General features: G+C 64.8%; 13 protein-coding genes. 5 read left to right on the forward strand and 8 right to left on the reverse strand.

Features of this window, described 5'->3' with window-relative positions:
- Positions 1–35: 35 nt before the first annotated feature.
- The 5 genes from G513_RS0117360 to G513_RS0117380 form a co-directional block, all read right to left on the reverse strand.
- A complete protein-coding gene (locus G513_RS0117360; protein ID WP_028475689.1) occupies positions 36–1,676 on the reverse strand; it encodes a SulP family inorganic anion transporter in 1,641 nt (546 codons plus the stop codon).
- 131 nt (positions 1,677–1,807) lie between these two features.
- A complete protein-coding gene (locus G513_RS0117365) occupies positions 1,808–3,130 on the reverse strand; it encodes a hypothetical protein (RefSeq protein WP_022978135.1) in 1,323 nt (440 codons plus the stop codon).
- A 311-nt stretch (positions 3,131–3,441) separates the two neighbouring features.
- Positions 3,442–5,709, reverse strand: a complete 2,268-nt coding sequence (locus G513_RS0117370; RefSeq protein WP_022978136.1) for an acyl-CoA dehydrogenase — start codon at positions 5,707–5,709, stop codon at positions 3,442–3,444.
- 125 nt (positions 5,710–5,834) lie between these two features.
- Positions 5,835–7,976 (reverse strand): 3-hydroxyacyl-CoA dehydrogenase NAD-binding domain-containing protein, encoded by a 2,142-nt coding sequence (locus tag G513_RS0117375; protein WP_028475690.1) that lies wholly within the window; start codon positions 7,974–7,976, stop codon positions 5,835–5,837.
- Between the two features lie 45 nt (positions 7,977–8,021).
- A complete protein-coding gene (locus tag G513_RS0117380; protein WP_022978138.1) occupies positions 8,022–9,227 on the reverse strand; it encodes an acetyl-CoA C-acetyltransferase in 1,206 nt (401 codons plus the stop codon).
- Between the two features lie 304 nt (positions 9,228–9,531).
- Between G513_RS0117380 and G513_RS0117385 the strand changes: the two genes are divergently transcribed.
- Entirely contained in the window at positions 9,532–10,143 is a 612-nt protein-coding gene (locus G513_RS0117385; RefSeq protein WP_022978139.1) for a TetR/AcrR family transcriptional regulator, read from the forward strand.
- A 39-nt stretch (positions 10,144–10,182) separates the two neighbouring features.
- Here the strand turns inward: G513_RS0117385 and G513_RS0117390 are convergent, their stop codons facing one another.
- The 3 genes from G513_RS0117390 to G513_RS0117400 form a co-directional block, all read right to left on the reverse strand.
- Positions 10,183–10,563, reverse strand: coding sequence for a VOC family protein (locus tag G513_RS0117390; protein ID WP_051144482.1), 381 nt, complete (start codon positions 10,561–10,563; stop codon positions 10,183–10,185).
- An 87-nt stretch (positions 10,564–10,650) separates the two neighbouring features.
- On the reverse strand, positions 10,651–11,277 hold the full coding sequence (locus G513_RS0117395) for a LysE family transporter (protein ID WP_022978141.1): 627 nt from the start codon (positions 11,275–11,277) through the stop codon (positions 10,651–10,653).
- Positions 11,278–11,284: 7 nt separating this feature from the next.
- Positions 11,285–12,061, reverse strand: a complete 777-nt coding sequence (locus G513_RS0117400) for a glutathione S-transferase N-terminal domain-containing protein (protein ID WP_022978142.1) — start codon at positions 12,059–12,061, stop codon at positions 11,285–11,287.
- A gap of 132 nt (positions 12,062–12,193) precedes the next feature.
- On the opposite strand from G513_RS0117400, the gene G513_RS0117405 reads away from it, so the two are divergent.
- From G513_RS0117405 to G513_RS0117420, 4 genes are all read left to right on the forward strand, one after another.
- Positions 12,194–12,814, forward strand: coding sequence for an RNA polymerase sigma factor (locus G513_RS0117405; RefSeq protein ID WP_022978143.1), 621 nt, complete (start codon positions 12,194–12,196; stop codon positions 12,812–12,814).
- The gene (locus tag G513_RS0117410; protein WP_022978144.1) at positions 12,811–13,479 is read left to right on the forward strand and encodes a hypothetical protein; all 669 of its coding nucleotides are present in this window, start codon (positions 12,811–12,813) and stop codon (positions 13,477–13,479) included. Before G513_RS0117405 ends, G513_RS0117410 begins: the two co-directional genes overlap by 4 nt.
- Positions 13,480–13,496: 17 nt before the next feature.
- Positions 13,497–14,675, forward strand: coding sequence for a DUF4097 family beta strand repeat-containing protein (locus G513_RS0117415; protein ID WP_169560690.1), 1,179 nt, complete (start codon positions 13,497–13,499; stop codon positions 14,673–14,675).
- A 92-nt stretch (positions 14,676–14,767) separates the two neighbouring features.
- Positions 14,768–15,700 (forward strand): 5'-nucleotidase, encoded by a 933-nt coding sequence (locus tag G513_RS0117420; protein WP_022978146.1) that lies wholly within the window; start codon positions 14,768–14,770, stop codon positions 15,698–15,700.
- Positions 15,701–15,703 lie beyond the last annotated feature (3 nt).

Here is a 15,703-nt window from a genome sequence, read left to right on the forward strand (position 1 = left end):
TCCCTAGGCTCTCACAGGAGCCGCCGCTGCGGCGATCAGGCGTGCGGCAGTGCGCTGTCGGTCAGCGCCAGTTCAAGCGTGCGGAAGTAGCGAGGCGGCAGGCTGCGACTCACCAGTCCGGCGCGCACCAGCTTGCCGAGCACGCGCGGGTTCGCTTCGCAGAGCCGCACGCGCTGGTCGCGACGCTCCAGGCTGCTGATCGCATCGGCCAGCGCCTCGATGCCGGTGATGTCCATGAACGGCACGCGATGCAGGCGGAAGATGACGCTGCGCCCAGCCGGGAGCGGCGCGAGCGCCTGTTCGAGCGTGCCGATCGCGCCGAAGAACAGCGGGCCGTCGATGCTCAGGATTTCGACGGCCGTGGCGGGATCGACGCCAGCGGCGCTCAGGCTGGCGGCGCGGCTGCCGTCGTCCTCGCGGGTGACCGCCACCGACGAGGCCATGCGGCGCAGGAATAGCAGCATCGCGACGATGACGCCGATGTTGACGGCAACGATCAGGTCGGCGAACACGGTCAGCACGAAAGTGATCGCTAGCACCGCGATGTCGCCGCGCGGCGCGGTGACGATCATCTGCTTCAGGCGCGGCATTTCGCTCATCTTCCAGGACACGCCGAACAGGATCGCGGCCAGCGCGCACAGCGGCACATTGGCGGCGTACGGCGCGAAGAACAGCAGGATCGCCAGCAGCATCGCCGCATGGGTGATGCCCGCCAGCGGGCCGGTGGCGCCATTGCGGATGCTGGTGGCGGTGCGGGCCAGCGCACCGCTGGCCGCGAAGCCGCCGAACAGCGGCGTCACCAGATTCGCCGCGCCTTGGGCGATCAGTTCCTGATTGGCGTCGTGACGAGTGCCGGCGATCTTGTCGGCGACTACTGCCGACAGCAGCGATTCCAGCGCGCCGAGCAGGGCGATCGAGAACGCCGCCGGCAGCAGTTCGACGAGGCGGGTGGCGGTGATCACCGGCGGCGAGAACGCCGGCAGACCGGCCGGGATCGCGCCGTAGGCCTTGCCGATTGTGATGACGCTGTCGAACTGGAAATGCGCCTGCGTCAGCGTCGCGGCGAGCATCGCCAGCAAGGGGCCGGGCACGCGGGACAGGCCGGGAATGCGTGGGCCGACGAGCATCAGTAGCAGACTGCCATTGGCCAGCATCGTGGTCACCGGATCGGCATTCGGCAACGCCTGCAGCAAGCGCCACAGGCGTTCGTGGAAATGGCCGCTGCCAGGGTCCGCGAGGCCGAAGTAAGAAGGCCACTGGCTGATGAAGATCACCAGGCCGATGCCGGCGGTGAAGCCGAGAACCACCGGGCTCGGGATGAAGCGGATGACATTGCCGAGCCGCGCCAGGCCGAAGGCGATCAGGATGGCGCCGGCCATGAAGCTGGCCAGGATCAGGCCGTCGACGCCGTACTGGGCGGTGACGCCGGCGAGGATCACCACGAAGGCGCCGGTCGGCCCGGCGATCTGATTCCGCGTGCCGCCGAACAGGGCGACGATTAGGCCGGCGATCACCGCCGTGTGCAGGCCCTGTTCCGGCTTGACGCCGGAGGCGATCGCGAAAGCCATCGACAGCGGCAGTGACACCACGCCGACCAGCAAGCCGGCCATCAGGTTCGGCAGCCAGTGCCGCCGCGCGAACAGCCCGGCTTTCGCCGCTTCGGTGACCGCGATCATCGTCGACTCGAAACTCCGGGCGTGCGCGAACTGCGCCTCGCGCACGCTACGCGTTTTGCCGGCCGATCGCGGCCACAAAAAAGCCCCGGGCTCCGCAATGGAAGCCCGGGGCCGATCGAGCTAGAACAGACTCAGCGCGTGGTCGCCAGCTTGCAGGCCGCCATCAGCACTTCGCCGCCGCTCGGGGCGTAGGCGTTGAACGTCGCGGCATCGCAGTAGCTGATCTGCGGCGCATAGGCGCCGAGCGAGGTCTCCAGGTCCGCGGTTGGCCGGGCGACGGCACGTGCGTAATCACCCGCAAAGCCCGGCGCTGCCAGGATTTGGCGAAGGATCAGCATCTGAGCCGGGGTATCACCCCAGGGCTTCCAGTTGATGCCGAACTTCGCGACCGCCCGGCTCGGACGCTCCTTGGTCGGCGACACCGCGTAGACCACGTAGTCATCCGGCTGCACGATCAGGCCTCGGTCGGTGAAGCAGGACACCACGGACGAATTGCCGCTCTGGTACTGGCACAGCGACAGGTAACGGACGTCGGCCGTCGGTCCCACCAGCGGTGGCAGCAGCGGCGTGACCATGCGCTTGGCGCGGACGACGACGATCTTGCCGTACAGCTGCGAGGCGCCGGCCCGCAGATAGTTGGAGTCGCCGTTCGGGTAGGCGATCTTGTCGGCGGTGCGCGCGATCGGCTCGAAGGCGATATTGCGGTTGGGCAGCAGGCCCAGATTCGGCGTCAGCGACAGCTTGGAAGCGGCTTCGATGCGATCGCATTTCCGGGAATCCGGCGTATCGTCGAAATTGGTTTCGCCGCTGCGGTCGCTGTAGATCAGGCGCGGTGCCGGCTGATTGCCGAGTGTGTCGACGCCTGGGTTCGGCAGGTAGATGCGGTAGCTGATCTGCTTGGCAACACGGGTCGGCAGCGCATTGGTGACCGGTGCGCCGACGTACAGCACGTTCGGCAGGCGACGTGCCGGATCGCTGGGCGGATCCTGGTAACGCAAGGTCAGCCGGTAGCCATCGCCTGGCGCGCCGCCGGTAGGCAACTCGGCGACGTTGGGATTGAGCACGCCATTGCTGACCGAGCGGATGCGGGCGTCGGCCATCGCGTCGATGAAGTTGCCGCCCTTGGCGCCGTCGTAGGACTGCAGCGAGAAGTAGCGCACCTTCGGGAATCGGCCTTCGATGCGGATCGAGGCGCCGGCCGGCAGCGACAGCGGAATCTGCGCTACGCCATAGGTGGCGGTGTCGTCCAGAAAGCCGGTGTTCTTGTCGTCGGAGGTATAGACGCGGAACGGGCAACCGACGGTGACGGCACCCCCCAGATCGCCAAGGAGCGGCAGCTCAGGCAGTAGCTGCGCCTGCGCAGGGCTGATGGCCAACGCGGCGCCGAGCGTCAGGAAGCTGGACAGCAGCGCGTTGACCGGACGGGCACGCACGATGGAAATGGCTTGGATCATGGCTGGAGGCGATTCTTTCCGGTTGCAGTAGATCGGCGCCAGATATCAGCGGTCACCGTCTATGGTTGAAGAGGAACAACACCGTATCGGTCCTACCAGTGGCCGATGGGCGGTAGTGTGATCTGGGACACGCGGCAGGTCGAGAGCCAAAACATGAAATCCGCAGCATTTTGGAGCGATAGGCTCTTTATTCAGGGATTTTCCGAGGCTTTTGACAATCGACGGACAACAAAAAGGCGCGGGGACCATTTAGTTCCCGCGCCCCGATACCTCCGAATACCGCCAGACGCCTCGACAGCAGAGGCTGGCGATCAGGCATTCACGGCCCGCTTCAGCTCGACGGCGCCGTGGACCACGCCGTCCGTCTGCGAGTCAATGACGCCGAAGTACTGCTCCGGCGTGAACACATCAACCTCGATTGCTTCCAGCCGCGCCGCGTAGGCCTTGCGGACCAGAGCAGCTTCGTCCGCCGTGATCAGGCCCTGATTGGCGGCGGCCTGCGCCTGCTCTTCCGGAATGCCGCGCGGCAGTGCCTTGTCCTTCTGCGCGGCGTGGATCTTCGCGATCACCGGCTCGGCCTTGCTGATCAGCGCGAAAGCCTTCAGCAGACGGCCTGCGGCCAGACTTTCGTCGACCGGCTTGAAGACGTCCTGGGTCAGGCGATCGAACTGCTCGCCCGGACGCTGGATGGCCAGGGCCGATTGATGGCTGAGCGCGTCGTTCGGCAGCGCGCCGATAGGGTTCAGACGCAGCAGCAGCATGCCGACGGTGGACAGATACGCGCCCAGTGCGCCGCCGAAGTTCGCGTAGATACCTTCGAACGCGTCCTGGATCTTGGCCAGTGCGAACTGCACCGAGTAGTGCACCAGCGGCAGATCTTCCTCGCGGCGACCTTCGGCCTCGTAGCGGCGCAGCGCGCCGATCGCCAGCACCTGCCAGGCGAGGGCATCGGCATAGCGGCCGGTGAGCTTGCCGCGCACCTTCAGCTTGCCGCCGATGGTGAACATCGCCAGATCGGTCAGCACCGCGAAGCGCGTGGCGCTCCAAGCCAAGCGGCGGTAGTAGGTGGCCGTCGGGCCCGATACCGGCGAGCCAGCAGTGAGGCCGCGCGTCAGATAGCGGCCGACCGCGCGGAAGTTGTTGACGATGAAGTGGCCGATCCAGCCGAGCAGGTTGTTGCGGAACGCCGAGGCATCGTCCTGCTCGACCGCGTTGACCACCTTCAGCGCATACGGATGGCAGCGCGTCGCGCCTTGGCCGAAGATCATCAAGGTACGGGTGAGGATATTCGCGCCTTCCACCGTCACCGCGACGGGGGCGGATTTGTAGCCGGCGCCTAGGATGTTGTTCGGGCCCTGCATGACGCCGGCGCCGGAGAACACGTCCATGCCGTCGATCACCAGTTCCTGGCTGAGCGCTGTGCTGTAGGCCTTCATGATCGCGGACACCACCGGCGGCTGCTGGCCGGAGTCCACGGCCGAGCAGCCGAACACGCGTGCGCCTTCGAGCATGTAGCTGAGCGCGGCGATCTTGCCGACCTTGTCCTCGACACCTTCCATGCGGCCGATGGCAATGCCGAACTGCTGGCGCACCATCGAGTACGGGCCAGTCACGGCCGCCACCGCCTTCGCTCCGCCGATCGCACCGGCCGGCAGCGACACCATGCGGCCGCCAGCCAGCTGTTCCATCAACATGCGCCAGCCCTGACCGGCGCCGTCGAGCTCACCGATGATGTTCTTGACCGGCACCACCACGTCCTTGCCGATCAGCGGGCCGTTGTAGAACGGATCGCCGATCGGATCGTGATGATCGCCATGGGTGAAGCCCGGCGTGCCTTCGTGGACCAGCACACAGGTGATGCCGACATCTTCGCCCTTGCCGAGCAGATTCTGCGGATCATGCAGCTTGCAGGCGATCGTGCAGAGGTTGGCGATCGGCGCCAGGGTGATGTAGCGCTTGCGGAAGTTCAGCTTGATCTTGGTTTCGCCGTCGACGTCCTTGAACACCAGACCATCGGCCTTGATCGAAGCCGCATCCGAGCCGGCGGTGGGTTCGGTCAGGCCAAAGCAGGGCACGTACTCACCGGTCGCCAGCTTCGGCAGGTAAGCGGTCTTCTGCGCATCGGTGCCGTAATGCTTGATCAGCTCGGCCGCGCCCAGCGAGTTCGGAATCACCACGAAAGTGCCGACGGTCGCGTTGTAGGCGCTGATCTTGGCCAGGATCGTGGAGATGCCGAGGATCGAGAATTGCTTGCCGCCGTACTGCTTGGGAATGAGGAAACTCATCATCCCGGTCCGCTTCACGAAGGCGAGGATGTCGTCCGGAATGCGCTTGGTGCGGCCGATCTCGAAGCGATCGATCATCCGGCAGAGTTCTTCCACCGGGCCGTCGATGAAGGCCTGCTCTTCAGGCGGCAGCTTGTTGTAGTTCTCGGCGAGGATCCTGGTGAAATCCGGATGCCCCGAAAACAGCTCGCCATCGATCCAGATCGAACCGGCTTCCAGGGCCTGCCGCTCGGTATCCGAGATCTGCGGCAGGATCTTGTTGGCCTTCATCCAGTTCATCAGCATTGCGAACATCGGGTCATCTCCTTGGTTTCAAAAATTCCTGTGCTGGCCTGAAATGCAGAAGCCGCGGCGACCGATGGATATCGATCGCCGCGGCTTCGGTGTCCAGCTTCAGGCCAGCGCCTGACTGCTCAGAACTACTCGAAGCGTTTGCCCTCTCCTGCCATCTTCACGAGGATCGCCGCAGGCTTGAAGCGCGGGCCGTATTGAGCCGCGAGGGCTTCGGCACGGGCCACGAACTTCGACACACCGTAAGCGTTGATGTACTGCAGCGCGCCGCCCTGATGCGGGGCGAAACCCCAACCGAAGATCGAACCGATGTTGGCGTCTGCCACCGTCATCACCACGTTCTCCTCGAAGCAGCGCGCCGCCTCGTTGGCCTGCGCGAACATCATCCGCTCGACGAGCTCCTGCTGCGACAGCTGCTCTTTGAGCGGGAAAACCGTGGTTAGTTCGGGCCACAGCTTCTTCTCGCCCTTGGTGCCGGCTTCCGGGTAATCGTAGAAGCCCTTGCCGGCCTTCTTGCCCGGACGGTTCAGCTCCTTGCACATCTTCAGGATCAGCGGTTCTGACGGATGGCCGACATAAGGCTTGCCTTCGGCAGCGAGGTCCTTCTTGGTCTGCTCCATGACGTGCACGGACAGGCTCAGGGAAACTTCGTCCTGCAGCGCCAGCGGACCCACCGGCATGCCGGCCTTCAGGCCCGCCATTTCGATCGAACGCGGATGCTGGCCTTCCTGCAACAGCGCCATGCCTTCCATCACGTAGGTCGCGAACGAACGGCTGGTGTAGAAGCCGCGCGAATCGTTGACCACGATCGGCGTCTTCTTGATCTGCTGCACGTAGTCGAAGCCCTTGGCGAGCGTCTCTTTCGAGGTCTTTTCGCCGATGATGATTTCGACCAGCGGCATCTTGTCGACCGGCGAGAAGAAGTGCAGGCCGATGAACTGTTCCGGCCGGACGCTGGCGGTGGCCAGGCCGGTGATTGGCAGGGTCGAAGTGTTGGACGCAAAGGTGGCCGTGGCCGGAATCACCGCCTCGGTCTTCTTGGTCACGTCGGCCTTGATCGCGCGATCCTCGAACACCGCTTCGATCACCAGATCGCAGCCGGCGAGGTCGGCGTAGTCGGTCGTCGCCTTGATCTTGTCGAGGAACACGCCCTTGCCGGCCGGGGTTTCGCGGCCCTTCTTGATTGCCTTGTCGAGCAGGCCGGCCGAGTAGGCCTTGCCCTTCTCGGCGGCTTCGATCGTCGAATCAAGCAGTACGCATTCGATGCCGACCTTGGCCGAGACGTAAGCGATGCCGGCGCCCATCATGCCGGCGCCGAGGATGCCGAGCTTCTGCACCTTCGACTTCGGAAAACCTTCCGGACGGCTCTTGCCCTTGTTGATGCTGTTGAGCTGGAACCACAGGGTTCCGATCATGTTCTTGCTGACCTGCGACACCACGAGGTTCGCGAAGTAGCGCGACTCGATGCGGCAGCCGGATTCGAAGTCGACGATGCCGCCTTCGTAGACGCAGCTCATGATGTTGGTCGCCGCCGGGTAGTTGCCCTGCGTCTTCGCGCCGGCCATCGACGGCGCGATCGCGAACACCTGCACCACGGCGGGATGACGGGCATCGCCGCCCGGCCACTTGAACTTCTTGTCGTCCCAGGGCTGCACCGGCTTCGGGTTGGCGAGACACCAGCTCTTGGCCTTGGCCAGCATCTCGGCCTTGTCGGCAGCGAGCTCGTTGATGATGCCCTGCTGCTTGGCCGCTTCGACATTCAGCTCCTTGCCTTCGAGCATCAGCGGCAGCGACGCCTGGATGCCGATCATGCGCGGCAGGCGCTGAGTGCCGCCGCCGCCAGGCAGCAGGCCGAGCTTCACTTCCGGCAGACCGAACTTGGCTTTCGGATCATTGATCGCCACGCGCCAGTGACAGGCCAGCGCCACTTCCAGACCACCGCCCAGCGCGGTGCCGTTCAGCGCCGCGACGACCGGCCGGCCGCACAGTTCCAGGCGACGCAGCATCTGCTTCAGACGTTCGGCAACTTCGAACGCCAGCGTCGGATCGGTGATGCCGAAGACCATGTCGATGTCGGCGCCGGCCAGGAACTCGCGCTTGGCCGAAGTCAGGATCACGCCCTTGATCGACGTATCGGCTTCGATCTTGGCGATGAACTCCGCGAACGGCGCCATCAGGGCTTCGTTCAGCACGTTCATCGGCCGGTCGACCAGGTCCATCGTCAAGGTGGCGATGCCATCGGCATCAACCGTCATTTGCACTGCACTCATGTTTTGTCTCTTTTTCGAATTCGTTGGAAGGCGTGCTTTCGAGACTCAAATACGCTCGATGATCGTGGCGATGCCCATGCCGGCGCCGACGCACAGCGAAGCCAGGCCGACCTGCTTGTCCTGTCGTTCCAGCTCGTCGAGCAGGGTGGCGAGGATGATGCAGCCGGTGGCGCCCAGCGGATGGCCCATGGCGATCGAGCCGCCGTTGACGTTGACCTTGTCCATGTCGATGTTCAGCGCGCGAACGGCCTTCATGACCACGGCGGCGAAGGCTTCGTTGATCTCGAACAGGTCGATGTCCTTGATGCTCATGCCGGCCTTGCGCAGCGCCTTTTCGGCGGCCGGCGCGATGCCGGTCAGCATGATCGTCGGCTCCGAACCGATCACCGCCACCGACCGGATGCGCGCACGCGGCTTCAGGCCCAGCGCCTTGCCCTTGGCTTCCGAGCCGATGAGCATCAACGCGGCGCCATCGACGATGCCCGACGAGTTGCCGGCGTGATGGACGTGGTTGATCTTTTCGAGCGTCGTGTACTTGCGCAGCGCGGTCGAGTCGAAGCCCATCACACCCATCTGCTCGAAGCTGGCCTTGAGGCCGGACAGCGAGTCGGTGGTGGTCGAGCCACGCACGGTTTCGTCATGGTCGAGCACGATCATGCCGTTGAGATCACGCACCGGCACCAGGGTCTTGGCGAAGTGGCCCGCGGCCTGCGCTTTCGCGGCGAGCTGCTGTGAGCGCACGGCGAAGGCATCGACATCGTGACGGCTGAAGCCTTCCAGCGACGCGATCAGATCGGCGCCAATGCCCTGCGGCGCGAAGCCGAGCTGCTCGTTGATGCGCGGGTCCATCGCCCAGGCGCCGCCGTCCGAACCCATCGGCCAGCGCGACATGCTTTCCACGCCGCCGGCGACGACCAGATCTTCCTGGCCGGACATCACCTTCATCGCCGCCAGGTTCACCGATTCCAGACCCGACGCGCAGAAACGGCTCTGGGTCACGCCCGGCACGTTCTCGGCCCAGCCGGAATACAGGATCGCGGTGCGGGCGATATCCGCACCCTGCTCGCCCACCGGCGTCACGCAGCCGATCACCACGTCGTCGACCTGCGAGGTGTCGAGGCTGTTGCGGTTTTCCAGCGCGTTGAACAGGTTGCCGAGCAGGTGCACCGGCGTCACCTCATGCAGGCTGCCGTCCTTCTTGCCCTTGCCGCGCGGCGTGCGCACGGCATCGAAAATGAATGCTTCGTTCATGTGATGAATTCCGTTGGATCGTCCTGGGAACTGCGGGGCGCGCGATGTCGGGTCGGCGGTTGCGCGATTGGGTAATCGCAATTACTATTCGCTCAGTTCCAACCTTTTGTATGGTGCATTTCACCGGCAGGAACTTCTGGGGCATGAACAGCACGACGACCCCAAATGACGCGGTTGCAGCATAATCAGGACGATGATGCCGGTCAACCTGCTGAGACGACAGGAATCGTCGGTCTAGTAAAGATCATTACTTGCGAGTACGAGGCAAACCGCTTTGAAGACCGTGGCAAGCCGAGATGACGAGATGAAAGATGCTGCCGTTACCGCCGATCGCGCCCTGCTCGATCCAGATACCCGCGCGCGCATCGAGCAGGCAGTGCTCGATATCTTTTCCGAGCGCGAGTTCCATCGGGTCGGCCTGATCGAGGTCGCCCGCGGCGCCAATGTCAGCCTGCAGACGATCTACAAGTACTACGGCAGCAAGGAAGCGTTGCTGTTCTCCTGCCTCGACACCTGGCTCGGCCGGCTGGCGACGCGGATGATCGACCACCTGCAGGGCATCGAGGATTTCAAGGAGAAATTCCGCAAGGTGTTCTGGGTGACGCTGGATTTCTTCGAGAAGAACCCGAAGGTCGCGCAGCTGATCATGAGCTCGGTGTACGTCAACACCTGGCGCAAGCAGGACAACTACCAGAATCCATTGTTATTCGGCACCTTCATCCGCGTGCTCGGCGAAGGCCGCGCCAAGGGCGTGCTGAATGATGAAGTCGACGAGAAGATCCTGCTCGACTACATCTTCGGCGTCATCGCCCGCCTGGTGCAGATGTACATCCATCGCGGCCAGAAGGAGCCGCTGACCAAGCAGGCGAATGTGCTGTTCGACATGTTGTGGCGGGCGATCGCGAAGCCGGTGTGACTGTCTCCTTCAGCCGCGTGCGGGGGAAGGGATGCAAGCTCAAGCCCAGGGATCGTAAGTCCCGAAGTGCCAGACATGGCCTTCCGGATCGCGGGCTGAATAGCCTCGTCCGCCGTAGTCCTTGTCGACCAGCGGCGTCACCACCACGGCACCCGCCGCCACGGCGCGGGCGTGGTGCGCGTCGGCATCGGTGACCGTTACGCAGACTTCCTGGGTGCCGATGCCGCCGACTTCGCGCGGCGTCTTCAGCAGGTCCGGGAAGCCGAAGGTTTCCGCCGAACCGATCATGATCATGCCGTTGCCGTAAGTGAGCTGGGCATGGGCGATGGTGCCGGCGTCGCCCGGCACCACCAGATGCGATTTGAAGTCGAAGGCCCGCTCCAGCCAGACGATGGCGGCCGGGGCGTCGTGATAGAGCATCGATGGCGTGATCGTGGGTTTAAGACGCACGGGGAGGTCCTCAACAGGCGGGTGGAATGCAGCAAAGATAATCCCGCGTCGCCCGTTTCAGCCATGCAGTACCGACCACAGCATGCCGGCGCCGAGCAGCAGCAGGATCGCGCCCATCGCCCGATCGATCCAGTGCGCGCTGCGCACCAGGCGGCTGCGGATGCGCGGATGGCCGAGCGTCCAGGCAACGAAGCTGAACCAGGCGCCGGTGGCGACGATCATCCAGGCGCTCAGACCCAGCTTCAGCCAGGTCGGCGTGTCGCCGGTGATCACCGCCGAACAGAGCGCGACGAAGAACAGCATCGCCTTGACGTTGAGCAGATTGGTCGCCAGACCGATGCCGAAATCGCGCTGGGCAGCCTTGCCGCTGACGGTGACCGGTGCGGCATCGGCGGCCGGCTGCGCACGAATGGCACCCCAGCCGATCCACAGCAGCAGGCTGGCGCCGACCAGCTTCAGCACCGTCAGCAGCGCGGGAAAACGCTCGATCGCCCAACCGAGGCCGAACATGCCGTAGGCGACATGGAAGCTGATGCCGGCGGCGACGCCGAGCGCCGTCAGCACGCCGGCGCGCCGACCGTGCGCCAGGGTCTGCCGGGTGACCACGGCGAGATCCGGCCCCGGGCTGGCGACTGCCAGCGCGTGGGCGAGGGCGATCGTCGCGAACAGCTCGGCCGGGCTCATCAAGAGATCAGGCCGCGTAAGTCGCGTCGAGATACTTGAGGATTTCTTCCGATTCGAACATCGACACGCCGGTGTTCGGATCGATCAGATACGGCACCTGTACCTTGCCTTCGAGTTCCAGCAGGCGCAGGCGGTTGCGGCCTTCCACCGGCAGGGTCGGGAAGTACCTCGCGCGGATCCACGGCGGGCCGACGTCTTCCCAGCGCGCCTTGGCCGTGCTGCGCAGCACGTAGGGCAGTTCCAGTTCGCATAGCCGTTCGCGCACCAGGCGCGAGTACGGGCTGGATTCGAAGCTGAACAGCTCCAGCGGCTCGGCCGGCGCTCGCGAAGCCGCGGCTTTCACGCCGCGCACGGTCGGCACGGCGCGAAAGGTGGAGGCGAGTGCCGATGCGACGATCGCGCCACCGCGGCGCACGCCACGTGGTGCGCGTAGCTGGCCGCCGTAGGTTTCGCCCAGGTAGTCGACGATGTCGGCGGACTCCAGCATCGAGCGCCCTGTGTTCGGATCGACGAGGAACGGAAACAGCGACTTGCCGCTCAAGGAAACCGCCTCCGGCCGGAAGCGTGTGCCGCCCTGCGGGCAGGGCAGGATCAGCGCATCGAGATCCATCTCGCTCAGTGCTTCGCGGACGAAGCGGCAGAACGGGCTGGCCTCGTATTCGTAAAGCTTCAGCAACTGCTCGGGTTGCCGCGTGGTCGGCCGGAACGACAGGCTGCCGCGCCAGCCACGGGCGCTGGATGCTAGGACGGAACTGACCACTTTCAGCTGATGCGTGACGGACATGGGAACCCCGGGGAGAAAGATGCCGGGCAGAACCCGGCCGCGAGCAGTGAACGCTCGTATTATCGCGGCAGCGGCGCGGTTCGGCGCGGAGGCGGTTCAAACCCTGCGGCGACGCGGCGCATCAGAGCGTCAATGACTACCGCAATCCTCAACCTGACGATGGAGGCCGCCTTGCCGGCCACGACGCCTGTTCCGCAAGCCGAGCCCGAAGATCACGTGCTGGCGCGCCGCGCGGCCAGCGGCGATTCGCGTGCGTTCGAGCAGCTCTATCGCCACAATGTCGATCGCATCTACGGGCTTTGCCTGCGCCTCTGCCACGGCGATTCCTCACGCGCCGAGCAAGCCACCCAGGACGCCTTCGTCCGCGCCTGGGAAAAGCTTTCCAGCTTCCGGGGCGAAAGCCGCTTCAGCACCTGGATGCACCGGCTGACCGTCAACGTGGTGCTAGGCGAACACCGCCTGCTGCGCCGCTGGGTGACTTTCGAGGACGAGGTGCAGTCCGGTGTCGATGGCCAGGACGGCGTCGACGGCATGGATGCCATCGAGCCGCTGCGTCAGGAAGACATCGGCAGCCGCATCGATCTGGAACGGGCGCTGGCCAAGCTGCCCAAGGGGGCGAGAACGGTGCTGATGCTGCACGACATCGAGGGCTACCAGCATGACGAGATCAGTGCGCTGACCGGCATCGCCATCGGCACCTCCAAGGCGCAGCTGCACCGGGCCCGCCGGTTGCTGCAGGCGATGCTGTCATGAACGAACCCCGCGATCTTCCAACCGCTGCCGACGACGGCAACGAGCTGCCACCGGCGCTCCGCGAAGCCTTGTCGACCTTGCGTCGCGATCAGGCGCCGAGCGCCGATCTGTGGTCCTTCATCGAAGCCCGGATTGCCGACCCCGCCGAGCGCGAGCATTGCGAGCTGCCGGCCGAAATGCAGCAGGCGCTGAAAGCACTGGCGACCGATCAGGCCCCGAGCCGCGATCTGTGGCCGGCCATCGACGGCCGCATCCGCGTACGCCGCAGTGGCACGGTGCCGCATCGGCGCTGGCTGGCGGCTGGCACTGCGCTCGCGGCCTGCCTGGTCGCCGCTTTCAGCATGGTCATCAATCACGGGCCGGCCAGTTCTGCGGCGGCAGGCGTGGCCAGCAACAAGGCACCTTTGCGGCCGTCCGCCGAAGTGCTGGCGGCAACCCTCGGCAACGGCCATGACGCCGAACTGCGGACCGCCAGCTATCGGCCGATTTCGCGCGAAACCCGGGCGCTGATGCGCGCCAATCTGAAGATCGTCCAGAGTGCTGAAACGCAGATCCAGCGCGCGCTTGCCGACGACCCGGACGATGCCGCCTACCTGAAGAGCCTGCTCGATTCCGCGAACGCGCAGCAACGCCATCTGAGCGCCGAACTGGCGTCGAATCCATGAATTCGAGGAACCCCGTCATGTCGTATTCCACGCTGCCCCGGGTCGGGCTTGCAGCTCCCCCGATCGCCCTTCCGATCATGATTCTGGCCGCCGTACTTCTGTTCGCCGCCGGAGCAGTTCGCGCTGCCGCGCCCGGTGCTCCGGCTGCCGATGCGACGCCGTTCAGCAGCGAGCTGCAAGGCCATATCGAGCGCGAAGTGATGCAAAGCCTCGAAGGCCTTCAGGAACTCGGCAAGCTGGCCGAACTGGAAGCGCTGGAACATCTCGACGAACTCAAGCATCTGGCCGACTCTGATCGTCTCGACGCGATGATCGCCGCAGCCAAAGCCGATGCCAGCAGCGCTTCGGCGCGCTATGCCGAGCGCTACAGCAGCGATTCCAGTGGCCCGGTCATCGACGAAACCCGTGGCCTGAAATCGAACGGCCGGGTGTCGGTCAACAACGTCGCCGGCATCATCGAAGTCACTACCTGGGACCGCAACGAAGTCAGCATCGGCGGCCGGCTCGGCAGCAGTGACGACAAGCTCGAGATCAGCGGCGACTCCAACGAACTGAACCTGGTCGTGCGGCTGCCGAAGAAGAGCCGCAATGGGCACGACACCGTCCTCGAACTGCGGGTGCCGACCAATGCCCGGGTCGAGCTGGAAACGGTCAGCGCCGATGTCGTCGTCAACGGCAGCAAGGGGCCAGTCAAGGTCAACACGGTCAGCGGTGATATCGCCTTGGCGCTCGCTTCCAGCGAAGTGTCGGTACAGACCGTCAGCGGCGACGTGAAGCTGAAGGCGCCGTCGACCAACACCCGCCTGAACAGCATCAGCGGCGATCTCGATCTCGAAGGCCTCAGCGGTCAACTGAGTCTGGAAACCGTCTCCGGCAACATCGAGTTGCGGCGCGGCGGCAAGTTTTCGGATCTGAAGCTGAAGTCGGTCAGCGGTGACCTGCGCCTTGATGTCGCGCTCACTGACAGCGCCCAGGTCGGCGGCCAGACCTTGTCCGGCGAGATCACCATGATCGTGCCGCAAGCTCTGTCCGGCACCGCGCTGCTGAAAAGCTTCAGCGGCGATGTCCACTGCGAAGGCGCGACCACAGTCGAGAACCACAGCAGCAAGAAGCGCGAGTACGTCTGGGGCGATGGCCGCGGCGCGCGCATCGAGCTGTCGAGTTTCAGCGGCGATATCCGCGTCGAACGGAAGTAGCGGCGCAGCCGATCGAATACGATTCGGGGGATCGCTGGCAAGCTTCAAGACCTTGCTTGCCCGGCCCGCTGTCCCGCTCTTCCGGATCGTTGATGTCCTACGAACTCGATACCCGCCTGGTCATCGGCCTGGCTTCCAGCGCGCTGTTCGATCTCGGCGAGGCCGACCAGGTTTTCCGCAGGGAAGGCGAAGCGGCCTATCGCGCCTATCAGCTGGAAAATCGCACCCAGACCCTGGCGCCGGGCGTTGCCTTTCCGTTCATCAAGCGACTGCTGTCGCTTAATGATCTGAGCCCCAAGGACGATCCGCTGGTCGAGGTCATCCTGCTGTCGAAGAACGATCCCGACACCGGCCTGCGGGTCATGGACTCGATCAAGTCCCACGGCCTCGGCATCAGCCGCGCGGTATTCCTGCAAGGGCGTTCGCCGCACCGTTTCATCGATGCGCTGAGCATCAGCCTGTTCCTGTCGGCAAACGAGATCGATGTCCGCGATGCCAACGCCGCTGGCCATGCGGCGGGTCAAGTGCTCGATTCGAGTTTCGTCGACGAGGAGGGTGACGACGAACTGCGCATCGCCTTCGATTTCGACGGTGTGCTCGCCGACGATCAATCGGAAGCCGTCTTCCAGGCCAGCGGCCTCGTCGGCTTCCACGAGCACGAGCAGCGCAACGCCGGCATTCCTCTGAGCCCCGGCCCGCTGGCGCCGTTCCTGCACAAGCTGCGCAAGATCCAGGCGCTGGAAGAACAGAAGGTGATGGACGATCGCGGCTATGTGCGCAAGCTGCGCGTCGCCATCGTCACGGCGCGCAATGCGCCGGCGCACGAGCGGGTGATCACCACGATGAGAAACTGGGACGTGGTCGTCAACGAGGCCTTCTTCCTCGGCGGCGTCGAGAAGCGCCGCGTCCTCGAAATACTCAGGCCGCACATCTTCTTCGACGACCAGCAAAGCCATCTCACCCCGGCTGCTGACGCGCTGCCCTGCGTGCACATCCCGTTCGGGTCGCTGAACCGGAAGACCTAGACA

The organism is Nevskia ramosa DSM 11499 (genome assembly GCF_000420645.1).
In the GTDB taxonomy this organism is placed as follows: domain Bacteria; phylum Pseudomonadota; class Gammaproteobacteria; order Nevskiales; family Nevskiaceae; genus Nevskia; species Nevskia ramosa.